At 71.0% G+C, this 15,507-nt stretch carries 13 protein-coding genes; 9 read left to right on the top strand and 4 right to left on the bottom strand.

All coding sequences use genetic code 11. From position 1 onward, the window contains the following. Positions 1-121: 121 nt before the first annotated feature. Both meaB and ACFWGJ_RS30715 read right to left on the bottom strand, forming a co-directional pair. Positions 122-1,078 (bottom strand): methylmalonyl Co-A mutase-associated GTPase MeaB, encoded by a 957-nt coding sequence (gene meaB, locus ACFWGJ_RS30720; protein WP_387331219.1) that lies wholly within the window; start codon positions 1,076-1,078, stop codon positions 122-124. 57 nt (positions 1,079-1,135) lie between these two features. Continuing rightward, positions 1,136-2,338, bottom strand: a complete 1,203-nt coding sequence (locus tag ACFWGJ_RS30715; protein ID WP_387331217.1) for an acetyl-CoA C-acetyltransferase — start codon at positions 2,336-2,338, stop codon at positions 1,136-1,138. Between the two features lie 147 nt (positions 2,339-2,485). Here ACFWGJ_RS30715 and mce point away from each other — a divergent pair, with 147 nt between their 5' ends. The 7 genes from mce to ACFWGJ_RS30680 all read left to right on the top strand — a co-directional run bounded on the left by mce (position 2,486) and on the right by ACFWGJ_RS30680 (position 12,320). Continuing rightward, on the top strand, positions 2,486-2,926 hold the full coding sequence (mce, locus tag ACFWGJ_RS30710) for a methylmalonyl-CoA epimerase (RefSeq protein WP_107021276.1): 441 nt from the start codon (positions 2,486-2,488) through the stop codon (positions 2,924-2,926). 231 nt (positions 2,927-3,157) lie between these two features. Further along, positions 3,158-7,006, top strand: a complete 3,849-nt coding sequence (gene scy, locus ACFWGJ_RS30705) for a polarized growth protein Scy (RefSeq protein ID WP_387331214.1) — start codon at positions 3,158-3,160, stop codon at positions 7,004-7,006. A 183-nt stretch (positions 7,007-7,189) separates the two neighbouring features. Then, positions 7,190-8,125 carry a cellulose-binding protein gene (locus ACFWGJ_RS30700; protein ID WP_107021278.1) on the top strand — a complete coding sequence of 312 codons (936 nt, stop codon included), beginning with the start codon at positions 7,190-7,192 and terminating at the stop codon, positions 8,123-8,125. A 217-nt stretch (positions 8,126-8,342) separates the two neighbouring features. Then, entirely contained in the window at positions 8,343-9,344 is a 1,002-nt protein-coding gene (locus ACFWGJ_RS30695; RefSeq protein WP_387331212.1) for an ABC transporter ATP-binding protein, read from the top strand. Between the two features lie 4 nt (positions 9,345-9,348). After that, a complete protein-coding gene (locus ACFWGJ_RS30690) occupies positions 9,349-10,119 on the top strand; it encodes an ABC transporter permease (RefSeq protein ID WP_387331210.1) in 771 nt (256 codons plus the stop codon). Positions 10,120-10,224: 105 nt separating this feature from the next. Further along, the gene (locus tag ACFWGJ_RS30685) at positions 10,225-11,478 is read left to right on the top strand and encodes an ABC transporter ATP-binding protein (RefSeq protein ID WP_387331208.1); all 1,254 of its coding nucleotides are present in this window, start codon (positions 10,225-10,227) and stop codon (positions 11,476-11,478) included. After that, on the top strand, positions 11,475-12,320 hold the full coding sequence (locus tag ACFWGJ_RS30680; protein WP_381832598.1) for an ABC transporter permease: 846 nt from the start codon (positions 11,475-11,477) through the stop codon (positions 12,318-12,320). The genes ACFWGJ_RS30685 and ACFWGJ_RS30680 overlap by 4 nt, the downstream gene beginning before the upstream one ends. 31 nt (positions 12,321-12,351) lie before the next feature. On the opposite strand, the gene ACFWGJ_RS30675 is transcribed toward ACFWGJ_RS30680, so the two are convergent. Further along, positions 12,352-12,681 carry an ATP/GTP-binding protein gene (locus ACFWGJ_RS30675; protein ID WP_189773446.1) on the bottom strand — a complete coding sequence of 110 codons (330 nt, stop codon included), beginning with the start codon at positions 12,679-12,681 and terminating at the stop codon, positions 12,352-12,354. Positions 12,682-12,899: 218 nt separating this feature from the next. On the opposite strand from ACFWGJ_RS30675, the gene ACFWGJ_RS30670 reads away from it, so the two are divergent. Then, entirely contained in the window at positions 12,900-13,934 is a 1,035-nt protein-coding gene (locus ACFWGJ_RS30670; RefSeq protein WP_387331205.1) for an LLM class flavin-dependent oxidoreductase, read from the top strand. A 148-nt stretch (positions 13,935-14,082) separates the two neighbouring features. On the opposite strand, the gene ACFWGJ_RS30665 is transcribed toward ACFWGJ_RS30670, so the two are convergent. Beyond that, complete coding sequence (locus ACFWGJ_RS30665; protein ID WP_107021284.1) at positions 14,083-14,475, bottom strand: SCO5389 family protein; 393 nt, start codon at positions 14,473-14,475, stop codon at positions 14,083-14,085. A 299-nt stretch (positions 14,476-14,774) separates the two neighbouring features. Here ACFWGJ_RS30665 and nucS point away from each other — a divergent pair, with 299 nt between their 5' ends. Further along, entirely contained in the window at positions 14,775-15,446 is a 672-nt protein-coding gene (gene nucS / locus ACFWGJ_RS30660) for an endonuclease NucS (RefSeq protein WP_387331203.1), read from the top strand. Positions 15,447-15,507 lie beyond the last annotated feature (61 nt).

Below are 15,507 nucleotides of genomic sequence, written 5' to 3'. Positions count from 1 at the left end.
GGCTAACTACCAGCCCGTCCGGCGTTTGAGGACGAGCGCGCAGCGCGATACGGGGGCGAGGGGGCGCAGCCCCCATGCAGTGACGGGAAGGGTAGGGGCGGCGGGGGCGAGAGAAGTCCGGTCAGGACCCCGTCAGGTCGCGGACCAGTGAGTCCGCCGCGCCGTACGGGTCCAGGTCGCCCGACACGATCCGGTCGGCGAGCGCGCTGAGGCGCCGGTCCCCGTGCAGGGACCCGATCCGCTCCCGCAGCGCCGTGACCGCGATCGTCTCGACCTCGCGGGACGCGCGCGCGAGCCGCCGAGCGGCAAGCTCCCCCCGCTCCTCCATCCACGCCCGGTGCTTCTCCAGCGCCTCGACGACCTCGTCGATGCCCTCCCCGCGCGCGGCCACCGTCTTGACGATGGGCGGCCGCCAGTCCCCCGGCCCACGGGACTCGCCGAGCCCGAGCATGTGGTTCAGCTCACGGGCCGTCGCGTCGGCCCCGTCCCGGTCGGCCTTGTTGACCACGTACACGTCGCCGATCTCCAGGATTCCGGCCTTGGCCGCCTGGATGCCGTCGCCCATGCCGGGGGCCAGGAGCACCACGCTCGTGTCGGCCTGGGAGGCGATCTCGACCTCGGACTGGCCGACGCCGACGGTCTCGACGAGGATCACGTCGCAGCCGGCCGCGTCGAGCACCCGGACGGCCTGGGGCGCGGCCCACGCGAGCCCGCCGAGGTGCCCGCGGGTGGCCATCGAGCGGATGTAGACGCCGGGATCCGAGGCGTGGTCCGACATCCGGACGCGGTCGCCGAGCAGCGCCCCGCCGGAGAACGGCGACGACGGGTCGACGGCGAGGACGCCGACCCGCCTGCCCTGCCGCCGATAGGCGGACACGAGCGCCGACGTGGAGGTCGACTTGCCGACGCCGGGTGATCCGGTGAGGCCCACGACGTACGCGTTGCCCGCGAGCGGGGCCAGCGCGGCCATGACCTCGCGCAGTTGCGGGGACGCCCCCTCCACCAGGGAGATCAGCCGGGCCACGGCCCGGGGCCGGCCTTCCCTGGCCGCGGCCACCAGCGAGGGGACGTCCTGCATCACAGCTCCGTTCACCAGTTCAACCGGCCGGTCCCGCCGGCCGGTCACGTACGTGCGTCAGGCCTTCGGTACCCGCACGATCAGTGCGTCACCCTGCCCGCCGCCGCCGCAGAGCGCCGCCGCGCCCACGCCGCCGCCGCGCCGCTGCAGTTCGAGGGCGAGGTGCAGGACGAGCCGGGCGCCGGACATGCCGATCGGGTGGCCGAGCGCGATGGCGCCGCCGTTGACGTTCACCTTTTCCGTGGACACGCCGAGATCCTTCATTGACTGGACCGCGACGGCGGCGAAGGCCTCGTTGATCTCGATCAGGTCAAGATCCTCGACGCCGATGCCCTCCTTCTTGAGGGCGTGCTGGATGGCGTTCGACGGCTGCGACTGCAAAGAGTTGTCGGGTCCCGCGACGTTTCCGTGGGCGCCGATCTCCGCGATCCAGTCGAGGCCGAGCGCCTCGGCCCTGGCCTTGCTCATGACGACGACGGCGGCGGCGCCGTCGGAGATCTGCGAGGCGGAGCCCGCCGTGATCGTGCCGTCCTTGGTGAAGGCGGGGCGCAGTTTGCCGAGCGACTCGGCGGTCGTCTCGCCGCGGATGCCCTCGTCCTGGCTGAAGACGACGGGCTCGCCCTTGCGCTGCGGGATCTCGACGGGGGTGATCTCCGCCTCGAAGGTGCCGTTCTTCTGCGCGGCGGCGGCCCGCTGGTGGGAGAGGGCGGCGATCTCGTCCTGCTCGGGCCGCAGGATGTTCAGCCGGGTGTTGTGCTTCTCCGTCGACTCGCCCATGGCGATGTTCTCGAAGGCGTCGGTCAGGCCGTCGTACGCCATCGCGTCGAGCATCTCGATCGCGCCGTACTTGTAGCCCTCACGGGACTTCGGCAGCAGGTGGGGGGCGTTGGTCATCGACTCCTGGCCGCCCGCGACCACGATGTCGAACTCACCGGCGCGGATGAGCTGGTCGGCGAGCGCGATGGCGTCGAGGCCCGACAGGCACACCTTGTTGATCGTGAGCGCCGGGACGCTCATCGGGATGCCCGCCTTGACGGCTGCCTGGCGTGCCGGGATCTGCCCTGCCCCGGCCTGGAGCACCTGGCCCATGATCACGTACTGCACCTGGTCGCCGCCGATACCCGCACGGTCGAGGGCGGCCTTGATCGCGAATCCACCGAGGTCGGCTCCCGAGAAGGACTTCAGGGAGCCGAGCAGTCGTCCCATCGGGGTGCGTGCACCCGCAACGATGACGGAGGTGGTGTTGTTCGTTCCAGACATGAGGAGCGATCCCCTTCCAGCTTGCACAGCCGAGGAGTGAACGAGGGTTTACTTAGAAGGTACTGAGCGGTAGGCCAGCCGTCATCCGGCCCGTCGTGTGATCGCGCGCACGTTGCGTAACCGTCCGCGGAGCGCTGCACTGACTGCATGCTGACGCGAATCGACCACATCGGGATCGCCTGTTTCGACCTCGACGCGACCGTCGAGTTCTACCGGGCCACGTACGGCTTCGAGGTGTACCACTCCGAGGTCAACGAGGAGCAGGGCGTGCGCGAGGCCATGCTCAAGATCAATGAGACGTCCGACGGAGGCGCCTCCTACCTGCAGCTCCTGGAGCCCACCCGCGAGGACTCCGCGGTCGGGAAGTGGCTGGCCAAGAACGGTGAGGGCGTACATCACATCGCCTTCGGCACGGCGGACGTGGACGCCGACGCGGCCGGCATCCGGGACAAGGGCGTACGCGTGCTGTACGACGAGCCGCGCAGGGGTTCGATGGGCTCCAGGATCACCTTTCTGCACCCAAAGGATTGCCATGGCGTCCTGACAGAACTGGTCACTTCGGCGCCAGTTGAGTCACCTGAGCACTGACCTCCGTATATCTGGGCCGGTAGGGTTGGGCACGGCCGTCGCCTCTTCGGGGCGGTCCGGGTCCTCATCGTCAGGATCCGAGGGCCGGGGTCCAGGTTTCGGGGGACGAGCGTCGGGGGAGCAGCCCGTGCTCCGCCGTTGATCTGACACCATTCCCCGGGGGCCCTGTCCGGCGGATGGACGGTGCTCGTTTGGAGAGACTTGCGACCAGGGGACGGATGGGACCGCGCAGTGCGGGGCTACGAACGCCAGGAGCGAGAGCCGGCGGCTGACGTCGACCACCTCTCTCGGTTCGAGGCCGAGATGGAACGGCTGAAGACCGAGCGGGAGAAGGCCGTCCAGCACGCCGAGGACCTCGGCTATCAGGTCGAGGTGCTGCGCGCCAAGCTGCACGAGGCGCGCCGCAGTCTGGCGACCCGGCCTGCCTACGACAGCGCCGACATCGGCTATCAGGCCGAGCAGATGCTCCGTAATGCGCAGGTCCAGGCGGACCAGCTGCGCCAGGACGCCGAGCGGGAGCTGAGCCAGGCCCGCGCGCAGACGCAGCGGATCCTCCAGGAGCATGCGGAGCAGGCCGCCCGTCTCCAGGCGGAGCTGCATCAGGAGGCGGTCACCCGCCGCCAGCAGCTCGACCAGGAGCTGGCCGAGCGCCGGCAGAGCGTCGAGTCGCACGTCAACGAGAACGTGGCGTGGGCCGAGCAGCTGCGGGCCCGCAGCGAGCAGCAGGCCCGCCGGCTGGCCGACGAGTCGCGCGGCGAGGCCGAGCAGGCCCTGGCCGCCGCCCGCGCGGAGGCCGAGCGGATCACGGGAGAGGCCCGTCAGCGGCTGCAGAGCGACGCCGAGCGGGCGCGCGCGGAGGCCGAGGCGCTGCTGCGCCGGGCCCGCACGGACGCCGAGCGGCTGCTGAACGCCGCCTCGACGCAGGCCCAGGAGGCCACCGAGCACGCCGAGCAGCTGCGCAGTTCGACCGCGTCCGACTCGGACGCCGCCCGCCGCCAGGCCGGCGAGCTGAGCCGCGCAGCCGAGCAGCGCATCAACGAGGCCGAGGCGGCCCTGCGCGAGGCGCGGGCCGAGGCGGAGAAGGTCCTCGCCGAGGCCAAGGAGGCCGCGGCCAAGACGCTCGCCGGCGCGGAGTCGGCGAACGAACAGCGCACGCGTACGGCCAAGGAGCAGGTCGCCCGGCTGGTCAGCGAGGCCACCAAGGAGGCCGAGTCCACCAAGTCCGAGGCCGAGCAGGTCGTCGCGGACGCCCGTACCAAGGCAGAGAAGATCATCGCGGAGGCGGAGGAGAGCGCCCGCAGCCTCACCGCCGAGGAGACCGCGTCCCAGCTCGCCAAGGCGGCCCGTACCGCCGAGGAGGTGCTGAACAAGGCGTCCGAGGACGCCAAGGCGACCACCAGGGCCGCCTCCGAGGAGGCCGAGCGGATCCGCGCCGAGGCCGAGGCCGAGGCGGACCGGCTGCGCGCCGAGGCGCACGACATCGCCGAGCAGCTCAAGGGCACGGCGAAGGACGACACCAAGGAGTACCGCGCCAAGACGGTCGAGCTGCAGGAGGAGGCCCGCAGGCTGCGCGGCGACGCCGAGCAGCTGCGCGCCGACGCCAACGAAGAGGGCGAGCGGATCCGCTCCGAGGCCCGGCGCGAGGCCGTCCAGCAGATCGAGGAGGCGGCCAGGACCGCCGAGGAGCTGCTGTCCAAGGCGAAGGCCGACGCGGACGAACTGCGGTCGAACGCCACCACGGAGAGCCAGCGGGTGCGCACCGAGGCCATCGAGCGCGCGACGACGCTGCGCCGTCAGGCCGAGGAGACCCTGGAGCGCACCCGTACGGAGGCCGAGCGGCACCGCACGGAGGCCGTCGAGCAGTCCGAGGAGATCAAGGCGGAGGCCGAGCGGGCCGCCGCGGAGCTGCACGAGGACACCGAGCGGGCCATAGCGGCCCGCCAGGCCGAGGCGGCCGAGGGGCTGGCCCGGCTCCACACGGAGGCCGAGGAGCGCCTCGCCTCCGCCGAGCAGGCGCTGACCGACGCGCGCGCGGAGTCCGAGCGGATCCGCCGCGAGGCGTCCGAGGAGATCGACCGGCTGCGCGCCGAGGCCGCCGAGCGGATCCGTACGCTCCAGGCGCAGGCCGAGACGGAGGCCGAGCGGCTGCGCACGGAGGCCGCCTCGGACGCGTCCGCGTCCCGTGCCGAGGGCGAGGCCATCGCCGTCCGGCTGCGTTCGGACGCCTCGGTGGAGGCCGAGCGGCTCAAGACGGAGGCACAGGACACCGCGGACCGCGTACGGGCGGAGGCGCAGGCCGCCGCCGAGCGGCTGGCGACCGAGGCCGCCGAGGCGCTGTCCGCGGCCCAGGAGGAGGCCGCCAGGCGCCGCCGCGAGGCCGAGGAACTGCTCGGCGCCGCGCGCCAGGAGGCCGACCAGGAGCGCGAGCGGGCCCGCGAGCAGAGCGAGGAGCTGCTGGCCTCGGCGCGCAACCGCGTGGAGGAGGCCCAGACCGAGGCCGTCCGGCTGGTCGAGGAGGCGGACCGCCGGGCGACCGAGATGGTGTCGGCCGCCGAGCAGACCGCACAGCAGGTGCGCGACGCCGTGGCCGGACTGCACGAGCAGGCCCAGGAGGAGATCACCGGCCTGCGCAGCGCCGCCGAGCACGTGGCGGAGCGCCTGCGCACCGAGGCGCAGGAGGAGTCCGACCGGGTCCGCGCCGACGCGTACGCGGAGCGGGAGCGGGCGACCGAGGACGGCAACCGCGTCCGGCGCGAGGCGCGCGAGGAGGCGGAGGCCGCCAAGTCCCTCGCGGAGCGCACGGTCTCGGAGGCGATCGCGGAGTCCGAGCGGCTGCGTTCGGACGCCGCGGAGCATCTGCAGCGGGCGCGTACGGAGGCTTCGGACGCGGTCGCGTCGGCCGAGCAGGACGCCGCGCGTTCCCGGGCCGAGGCACGGGAGGACGCCAACCGCATCCGCTCGGACGCGGCGACGCAGGCGGACACCCTCATCACCGAGACGACGGCCGAGGTCGAGCGGCTCACGGCGGAGACCAACCAGGAGGCGGAGCGGGTCCGCGCCGAGTCCGTGGCGAAGGCCGAGAAGCTGATCTCGGACGCGACGGGCGACGCGGAGCGGCTGCGCGCCGAGGCGGCCGACACGGTCGGCTCCGCGCAGCAGCACGCCGAGCGGATCCGGTCGGAGGCCGAGCGCTTCAAGGCCGAGGCCGCCCAGGAGGCCGACCGCCTCATGTCGAACGCCCGCGACGAGGCCGACGACACGCTGGACAAGGCACGCAAGGAGGCCAACAAGCGGCGCTCCGAGGCGGCCGAGCAGGTCGACAAGCTGATCACGGAGACGACCGCCGAGGCCGACAAGCTGCTCTCGGAGTCGCAGCAGGCCGCGCACAAGACCACCGCGGACGCCGAGGCACAGGCCGACACGATGGTGGGCGCCGCCCGCAACGAGGCGGAACGGCTGCTGTCCGAGGCCACGATCGAGGGCAACACCCGCGTGGAGCGGGCCAGGACGGACGCCGACGAGCTGCTGGTCGGCGCGCGCCGGGACGCGACGGCCATAAGGGAGCGCGCCGAGGAGCTGCGCGACCGGATCACCGGCGAGATCGAGGAACTGCACGACCGGGCCCGCCGGGAGTCCGCCGAGACGATGAAGGCGGCCGGCGACCGGTGCGACGCGCTGATCAGGGCCGCCGAGGACCAGCTCAAGGAGGCCGAGGCGAAGGCCAAGGACCTCGTGTCGGAAGCCGGTTCGGAGGCGAGCAAGGTCCGGATCGCCGCGGTGAAGAAGGCGGAGGGGCTCCTCAAGGAGGCCGAGCAGAAGAAGGCCGCGCTCATCGCGGAGGCCGAGGGCATCAGATCCGAGGCGGTCCGCGAGGCGCGGGCCGCGGTCGAGGAGGGCAAGCGCGAGCTGGAGGTGCTGGTCCGCCGTCGGCAGGACATCAATGCCGAGATCTCCCGTGTCCAGGACGTCCTGGAGGCGTTGGAATCCTTTGAGGCGCCGTCGAGTGGCAAGGACGGGGGCGTCAAGGCGGGCGCGGCGGCCGGTGCGACCCGTTCGGGTGGCAAGCCGTCCGAGGGCTAGCCAGATGGGCAACTTCCGTGCATGCCGGGGGGCTTCAGTGAAGCTCCCTGGCAAGCGTTCCGGCCGTTAGCCACCAAAAAGGGTGTCATTCTCCATATCAATCGGGCTACTGCTCGATGACACACCGTTTTGGCCCCTAGGATTCCACCTATCACCTCACCGGTCTCATTCGACAGGAACCCCATGAGCGACACTTCCCCCTACGGCTTCGAGCTTGTGCGGCGTGGGTACGACCGCGCTCAGGTGGACGAACGCATTTCGAAGCTCGTCTCCGACCGTGACAGCGCTCTGGCCCGCATCACTGCTCTCGAAAAGCGCATCGAGGAACTCCATCTCGAAACGCAGAACGCCCAGGCCCAGGTAAGCGACGCCGAGCCGTCGTACGCCGGCCTCGGTGCCCGCGTCGAGAAGATCCTCCGCCTCGCCGAGGAGGAGGCCAAGGACCTGCGCGAGGAGGCCCGCCGCGCGGCGGAGCAGCACCGTGAGCTCGCCGAGTCGGCGGCCCAGCAGGTGCGCAACGACGCAGAATCGTTCGCTGCGGACCGCAAGTCCAAGGCGGAGGACGAAGGCGTCCGGATCGTCGAGAAGGCCAAGACGGACGCTTCCCAGCTCCGTCAGGAGGCGACGAAGGACGCGCAGTCGAAGCGCGAGGAGGCGGACGCCCTCTTCGAGGAGACCCGCGCGAAGGCCGCGCAGGCCGCCGCCGACTTCGAGACGAACCTCGCCAAGCGGCGTGAGCAGTCCGAGCGTGACCTGGCCTCGCGTCAGGCCAAGGCCGAGAAGCGCCTCGCGGAGATCGAGCACCGCGCGGAGCAGCTTCGGCTCGAAGCCGAGAAGCTGCGTACGGACGCCGAGCGTCGTGCCCGTCAGACCGTCGAGACGGCTCAGCGGCAGGCCGAGGACATCGTGGCCGACGCGAACGCGAAGGCCGACCGGATCCGGTCGGAGTCCGAGCGGGAGCTTGCGGCGCTCACGAACCGGCGTGACTCGATCAACGCGCAGCTCACGAACGTGCGCGAGATGCTGGCGACGCTCACGGGGGCGGCTGTTGCCGCCGCCGGGTCGCCCGCTGAGGATGAGCCGATCACTCGTGGGGTGCCGGCTCAGCAGTCCCGCTAGGCGCTGGCGCTGGCCCTGGCTCAGTACGGGTCGGGTTGAGGTTGCGGGGATCTGCGGACCGGCTGTGGCTGGTCGCGCAGTTCCCCGCCCCCCCCTACGGGGCTGTGGCTGGTCGCGCCCACGCGGCGGAGCCGCATATCGATACAGCCCCGCGCCCCTTACGGGGCCCCTTGCCACTCCGGTGGCAGGGGGCTTTGTTGCGTTTTAGCCTCGGGGGATGATCGAGGTTGCGGGGCTGACCAAGCGGTACGGCGAGAAGATGGCTGTGAATCAGCTGACGTTCGCCGTGCGGCCCGGGATCGTCACCGGGTTTCTCGGGCCGAACGGGGCCGGGAAGTCGACGACCATGCGGATGATGCTCGGGCTCGACCGGCCGACCGCGGGGGACGTCCGGATCGACGGGCAGCACTACGACAGGCTCAAGGACCCGCTGACGTACATCGGCGCCCTGCTCGACGCCAAGGCCATGCACGGCGGCCGCAGCGCCTTCAACCACCTGCTGTGCCTCGCGCAGAGCAACGGCATCCCACGCGCCCGGGTGCACGAGGTCCTGGACACCGTCGGCCTCACCGCGGTGGCGAAGAAGAAGGCCAAGGGCTTCTCGCTCGGCATGGGCCAGCGGCTCGGTATCGCGGGCGCGCTGCTCGGCGACCCCCGGATCCTGATGTTCGACGAGCCGGTCAACGGGCTCGACCCCGAGGGCATCCACTGGATCCGGAACCTGATGAAGTCCCTCGCCGCCCAGGGCCGTACCGTCTTCGTCTCCTCGCACCTGATGAGCGAGATGGCGCTGACCGCCGACCATCTCGTGGTGATCGGCCAGGGCCGGCTGCTCGCCGACACCTCCATGGCCGACTTCATCAGGGAGAACTCCCGCTCGTACGTACGCATCCGGTCGCCCCAGCGTGAGCTGTTGCTCGACGTGCTGCACCGGGCCGGGATCGTCGCCGTGGAAACCGGCGGCGGGACGCTTGAGGTGGACGGGCACCGGCCCGAGGACATCGGTGAGCTTGCCGCGCAGCACCGGATCGTGCTGCACGAGCTGAGCCCCCAGCAGGCCTCGCTGGAGGAGGCGTTCATGCAGCTCACGGCGGAGTCGGTGGAGTACCACGCGCACACCGGCGCTCCGCTCGGCGCGGCGCCGCCGCCCCTTCCCGGCGGGCAGCCGGGGCCGCAGGTGCCGGGACCCCAGTGGGGCGACGACTGGAAGAAGGGCTGAATCCATGGCCGCGACCCAGGTCCTGAGGTCCGAATGGACCAAGATCCGGTCGGTGGCGTCCACCCTGTGGACGCTGAGCCTCGCCGCCGTGGTGACCGTCGTGCTCGGCGTACTGATCTCGCTGCTGTCGAAGAACGAGTTCGACAAGATGAGCGCGAAGGACCGGCTCTCCTTCGACCCCACCTACATCAGCTTCGCGGGGATGAGCCTCGGGCAGCTGGCGATGATCGTGTTCGGTGTGCTGGTGGTGTCCAACGAGTACAGCACCGGCATGATCCGCACCTCGCTCTCCGCCGTCCCGCAGCGCGGCACGTTCCTGTTCAGCAAGATCGCGGTGGCGACCGGACTGGCCTTCGTCGTGGGCCTCGTGACCAGCTTCGTCGCGTTCTTCCTCGGCCAGGCGATGCTCGGCTCGCACAAGGCGGCGATCGGTGACCCGGGCGTCCTGCGCGCGGTCATCGGCGGCGGCCTCTACATGACCCTCATCGCCGTCTTCTCGATGGGCGTCGCCACGATGCTCCGCAGCCCGATGCTGTCCCTGGGCATCCTGATGCCGTTCTTCTTCCTGATCTCCGCCATCCTCGGCAACGTCTCGGCCACCAAGAAGATCGGTCAGTTCCTTCCCGACCAGGCCGGCAGCAAGATCATGCAGGTGGTCACGCCGCTCGACGACGACGTACCGTACGGACCCTGGGGAGGGCTGGGCATCATGGTGCTGTGGGTCGTCGTCGCGGTGATCGGCGGGTACGTGCTGCTGAAGAGGCGGGACGCCTGAGGTTTTTTACCCGCTCTTGAAGGGAACCGTCAGCGCCCCGATATCCTCCTAACCCTTACGGGGGCGTGTGCCCCGACGTCCTGAACCTTTCGATGGGTGCGGAGAATGATCGAGGCAGTCGGCCTGACGAAGCGCTACGGCGACAAGACGGCCGTGTACAACCTTTCCTTCCAGGTCAGGCCGGGCTCGGTCACCGGCTTCCTCGGCCCCAACGGGTCGGGCAAGTCCACGACCATGCGGATGATTCTCGGGCTGGACAACCCCAGCGCCGGGCAGGTGACGATCGGTGGCTACTCGTACCGCAAACTGCCCAACGCCCCGCGCCAGGTCGGCGCGCTGCTCGACGCCAAGGCCGTGCACGGCGGCCGGCACGCCCGCAACCACCTGCTGTGCCTGGCCCAGCTGTCGGGCATCCCCGCCCGCCGGGTGGACGAGGTGCTCGGCGTCGTGGGCCTCCAGGACGTGGCGAAAAAGCGCTCCAAGGGCTTCTCGCTCGGCATGGGCCAGCGGCTCGGCATCGCCGCCGCGCTGCTCGGCGACCCGCAGGTGCTCCTCTTCGACGAGCCGGTCAACGGACTCGACCCCGAGGGCATCCTCTGGGTGCGCAATCTGATGAAGTCGCTGGCCGCGGAGGGCCGGACGGTCTTCGTCTCCTCGCACCTGATGAGCGAGATGGCCCTCACGGCGGACCACCTCATCGTGATCGGCCGCGGCCAGCTGCTGGCCGACATGAGCGTGCGGGACTTCATCTCGCACAACTCGGCCGACTTCGCACGGGTGCGCACCCCCGGCACCGACCCCGCCCAGCGGGAGAAGCTGACGGCCGCGCTCACGGAGGCGGGCGGGCAGGTGCTGCCCGAGCAGGACGGCGCGCTGCGCGTCACCGGGCTGCCGCTCCCCCGCATCAGCGACCTCGCCCACGACGCCGACGTACGGCTGTGGGAACTGTCCCCGCACCAGGCCTCGCTGGAGGAGGCGTACATGCGGATGACGCAGGGCGCGGTCGACTACCGCTCCACCATCGACCAGCGCGCGGGCCTGCAGCAGCAGTTGCCGCCGGGTGCGATGCCGCCGCCGCAGATGCCGGTGCCGGGACAGGGCCAGCCGGGCTGGTACGCGCCGCCCCCGCCCCAGCAGGGCGGGCAGCCGTTCGCGATGCCCCAGGGACAGCCGCCCGCGGGCCCCTACGGCGCTCCGGGCGCCCCGGGCGCGGGAGGGCCCAACCCGTACGCGCAGCCCGCTCAGCCGGCCCCTGCGCCGTCCGCTCCCGCGCAGCCCGCTCCCGTCCAGCCCCCGGCCGCCCCCGCGCAGCCCTCCTCCGCCGCCCCCGACCTGACCAAGCCCGAGGACGCCCGATGAGCACGCCCCAGCCGCAGACGCACCAGCAGGCCGCCCCTGCCCCGAACTGGCAGTCGGCGCCCGGGACTTCGTACACCTCGCCGATTCCGGTCACGCGCACCCATCTCGGGCACGCGCTCAGCTCGGAGTGGACGAAGATCAAGTCGGTGCGCTCCACGATGTGGACGCTCGGCGTGTTCCTGCTCCTGGTCGTGGGGATCGGTCTGCTCGTCGCGGCCCAGACCCAGGACACCGACTACGCGGACGTCCCGTACACGATCCCCGCGTTCTTCGGGCTGATCCTCGGGCAGATCTGCCTGATCACCCTGGGCGTGCTGGTGGTCTCGTCCGAGTACGGCACGGGCATGATCCGTACGACGTTCACGGCCTCGCCCCAGCGCCACCGGGTGCTCACCGCCAAGCTGCTGATCTTCTTCGTCGTCGCGTTCGCCGTGTCGGCGCTGGCCATCGGGTTCGTCGGCCTGATCACGTCGGGCATGCACGGCGGGTCGTCGGACAACGCGTGGGGCGGGACCGTCCTGAAGGGCGCGCTGTACGTGTCGCTGCTCGGCGTGCTCGCGCTCGCCGTGGGCTCGATGCTGCGGCACTCCGCGGGCGCGATCACCGCGATGCTCGGACTGGTGCTGGTCCCGGCGATCCTGCCGGCGTTCCTGATGATGTCCGAGAGCCTGCGCACGGTCGGCGAGAAGATGATGGACTACAACGCCCCGAACGCGCTCGCCAAGATCTTCGAGATCGACTCCGAGAACGGGGGCGGCACCTCGCAGCTCCTCCTGCTCGTCGGGGTGACCGCCGCGGCGATCGCGGGCGCGTACGTGCTCCTTGAGCGACGGGACGTCTGAGTCACGCAGTGTCCGAGTGTCCGCCGAGGTACTAGAACCGCGGCGCGTTGCGGGACCGCTGCACCCTTGTGGTGCGGCGGTCCTTCGCGTTCCAGCACGACTTGTGCCAGTGGCGGCGCTCGTCCACCCCGGAGTGCTCGGGCCAGGCGACCACGTGCGGGACACCGGAGGGGATCTGCTGGTCGCAGCCCGGGCAGCGGTACGTCTTGCCCTGCGCGCTCGCTCCCGCCACGTGCCGTACGCTCCAGGACTCGCCCTGCCAGCTCTCGGCCGACTGCCAGCCGCCGTACCGGTCGGACGGATCCTCGTCCGCGCTGCGGCCGGAGCCACCGACGTGGGGACGGTTGCGACGCGGGGACACAGGACACCTCACGGAGCTATACAGGGAGCAGGGGCTGCGTCCAGCCTACGCGGAGCTCCCAGGGGTACGCGTACGTCACCAATCCCCACAGACCTCCCGCACGGTCGGCTCATTCTCCAGACAATCCGCCAATCTCCCCGCCAAGCCGTGTCTTTGGCACGTGTCAGACGGTTATGCGGGATGGGGGAGCCTCGTCGGCACAAGGAGGCAGGAGCGCGATGCGCGTAGGAAGTTTCGTTCTGGCGGCCCAGTTTCCCGGTCAGGGACAGGGCGAGGCGCTGCACCGCGCCGTGCGGTCGGCGGAGGTCGCCGAGGAGGCCGGGCTCGACACGGTATGGCTGGCCGAGCACCACTTCGTGCCGTACGGGACATGCCCGTCGGCCGTGACGCTCGCGGCGCTGCTGCTGGGCCGCACCCGGCGGATCCGCGTCGGCACGGCGGTCAGCGTGCTGCCGACCGTCCACCCGGTGGCCCTCGGCGAACAGGCCGCGCTGCTGCACGTGACCTCGGGCGGGCGTTTCTCGCTCGGGGTGGGGCGCGGCGGACCGTGGGTCGATCTGGAGGTCTTCGGCACGGGCCTCGAAGCGTACGAACACGGGTTCCCGGAATCACTCGATCTGCTGATGAGCTGGCTGCGCCGGCCGTCCGTGGCGGGCGGTTCCGAGCGGTTCGGTTTCCGTGAGGTCCCGGTCGTGCCGCGGCCCTCGGAGGCCCTGTCGGGCGGGGAGAGCCCCGAGGTCGTCGTCGCGTGCACCTCGCCGTCGAGCGTCAGGATGGCCGCCGAGCGCGGGCTTCCGATGCTCCTCGGCATGCACGTGGGCGACGAGGAGAAGGCCGAGATGGTCGCTCTGTGGCGGACGTACGCGCTCGCCGCGGGGCACTCCCCCGACGATCTCGCGGTCGCCGGCGCGTCCCATGTGTCGGCCGGAGTGGCACAGATCGCGGACCGGCGGACGGACGCCGTCGAGACGCTGCAGAAGGCCATGCCGGGCTGGCTGCGGCAGGGTCTTGAGGCCCATGTGACCGTGGACGACCGCAAGCGCTCGATGCGCGACCCCGTCGCCTACACCGAACTCCTCTGCGGGCTGCACCCGGTGGGCGACCCCCGGCTGTGCGCGGACCGCCTCGCGGCGACCTCCGAGCGCACGGGGATCACCCGCTTCGCGCTCCTCGTGGAGGGCTCCGGCGATCTGGCCGCCACGGAGGAGAACGTCCGGCGGCTGGGGGACGAGGTACTGCCACGGCTGCGGTGACCGGCGGACCGACGCACCTGACCGGGACCACTCCCCGCCTCCGGGGACCCGTGGTCCGGGCCTGTTCGGCCCGGGCCACGGGAAGCCTGCCGCTCCCGTACAGAACACCTCCCGCGTACGGAGCGGCAAGCAGGGCGGCATCACCTCATCAGCAGTCCCGGAACTCCGGCGACTGATTCAGCAGCTGACTGCGCACCGACGTGAAGCGGGTCAGGGTGTCGTCCACCGAGCCGTCCAGCGGGAACACTGCCACCCGATGGCAGTTCTGGAAGGCCAGCCTCACCCCGAAGTGCCGCTGCAACGCACCTCGTATCGCGTCACTCGCGAGGGCACGCAGCAGCTGGCCCCGCGCCTGCTCGTCCGGCGGAGGCGTCTGGTTGTCGGCGAAATTGCCGCCGTCCACCTTCAGCTGGGCCACCAGGGAGCTGATCATCTCCCATGCGTAGGGCAGGGAGGTCCGGACGCAGTCGACGAATTCCGCTTCGTCGACCTCGCCTCGCTCGGCCTTTTCGAGTAGGGCCGGTGAGACGTCCAGCGACATGGGTTCTCCTCTCGCACCCCCTCGGCAGAGGGGGTTGACGGACAGGGAAGGGGATCGCGACACCGAACACGCTGAGTACATGCATCGCGACCTCCCGTTTATACGGTAGGCAACTGTTCGTGGCCGCACCAGGACATTGGGCACACAGCGAAGACCCAACGTGCACACAACCGGCCACTTTCGAACAGGGCTTATCCGGGGAAACAGGGGCGACAGGGAAGTCCGCGGGAAGGGCTCCGGTCAACGGGCAACCTGGCCGGATCGCGCCGACCCGTGCCGGTCGAGTAGCGTTGCCGACCATGCGTCTCGTCATTGCCCGCTGCTCCGTTGACTACGCGGGCCGGCTCACCGCCCATCTCCCGTCGGCCCCCCGTCTGATCCTCGTGAAGGCGGACGGCAGCGTCTCGATCCACGCGGACGACCGGGCCTACAAGCCCCTCAACTGGATGTCGCCGCCCTGCACCCTGAAGGAGGGTTCGGGGGACGACGAGGGTGTGTGGACCGTCATCAACAAGGCGGGCGAGAAGCTCATCATCACCATGGAGGAAGTCCTCCACGACTCGTCGCACGAGCTCGGCGTCGACCCCGGCCTGATCAAGGACGGTGTGGAGGCGCACCTCCAGGAACTGCTCGCCGACCGGATCGAGATCCTCGGCGAGGGCTACTCGCTGATCCGCCGCGAGTACATGACGGCCATCGGACCGGTCGACATCCTGTGCCGCGACGCGGACGGCAAGACCGTCGCCGTGGAGATCAAGCGGCGCGGCGAGATCGACGGCGTGGAGCAACTGACCCGCTACCTCGACCTGTTGAACCGCGACCCGCATCTCGCGCCGGTCCGCGGCGTCTTCGCCGCGCAGGAGATCAAGCCGCAGGCCCGCGTGCTCGCCACGGACCGGGGCATCGGCTGCACGGTCCTCGACTACGACGCGATGCGGGGCATCGAGGACGACAAGCTGCGGCTGTTCTGACGCGGGCCGGATTTGTTCGTACGGCGTGACGGTGGGCCGGGACCTTTCACAGGTCCCGGCC

It is taken from the genome of Streptomyces sp. NPDC060205 (genome assembly GCF_042728395.1).
Classification (GTDB): Bacteria; Actinomycetota; Actinomycetes; order Streptomycetales; family Streptomycetaceae; genus Streptomyces.
Note: the sequence above shows the minus strand (reverse complement) of the source record. Positions and strands in the feature narration are given on the sequence as shown.

Excerpts from the sequence above, each read along its gene's own strand:
- meaB (WP_387331219.1), bottom strand. The coding sequence starts at position 1,078 with ATGCAGGACGTCCCCTCGCTGGTGGCCGCGGCCAGGGAAGGCCGGCCC.
- mce (WP_107021276.1), top strand. The coding sequence starts at position 2,486 with ATGCTGACGCGAATCGACCACATCGGGATCGCCTGTTTCGACCTCGAC.
- ACFWGJ_RS30665 (WP_107021284.1), bottom strand. The coding sequence starts at position 14,475 with ATGTCGCTGGACGTCTCACCGGCCCTACTCGAAAAGGCCGAGCGAGGC.
- ACFWGJ_RS30715 (WP_387331217.1), bottom strand. The coding sequence starts at position 2,338 with ATGTCTGGAACGAACAACACCACCTCCGTCATCGTTGCGGGTGCACGC.
- ACFWGJ_RS30695 (WP_387331212.1), top strand. The coding sequence starts at position 8,343 with ATGATCGAGGTTGCGGGGCTGACCAAGCGGTACGGCGAGAAGATGGCT.
- ACFWGJ_RS30680 (WP_381832598.1), top strand. The coding sequence starts at position 11,475 with ATGAGCACGCCCCAGCCGCAGACGCACCAGCAGGCCGCCCCTGCCCCG.
- ACFWGJ_RS30670 (WP_387331205.1), top strand. The coding sequence starts at position 12,900 with ATGCGCGTAGGAAGTTTCGTTCTGGCGGCCCAGTTTCCCGGTCAGGGA.
- ACFWGJ_RS30700 (WP_107021278.1), top strand. The coding sequence starts at position 7,190 with ATGAGCGACACTTCCCCCTACGGCTTCGAGCTTGTGCGGCGTGGGTAC.
- nucS (WP_387331203.1), top strand. The coding sequence starts at position 14,775 with ATGCGTCTCGTCATTGCCCGCTGCTCCGTTGACTACGCGGGCCGGCTC.
- ACFWGJ_RS30685 (WP_387331208.1), top strand. The coding sequence starts at position 10,225 with ATGATCGAGGCAGTCGGCCTGACGAAGCGCTACGGCGACAAGACGGCC.
- ACFWGJ_RS30690 (WP_387331210.1), top strand. The coding sequence starts at position 9,349 with ATGGCCGCGACCCAGGTCCTGAGGTCCGAATGGACCAAGATCCGGTCG.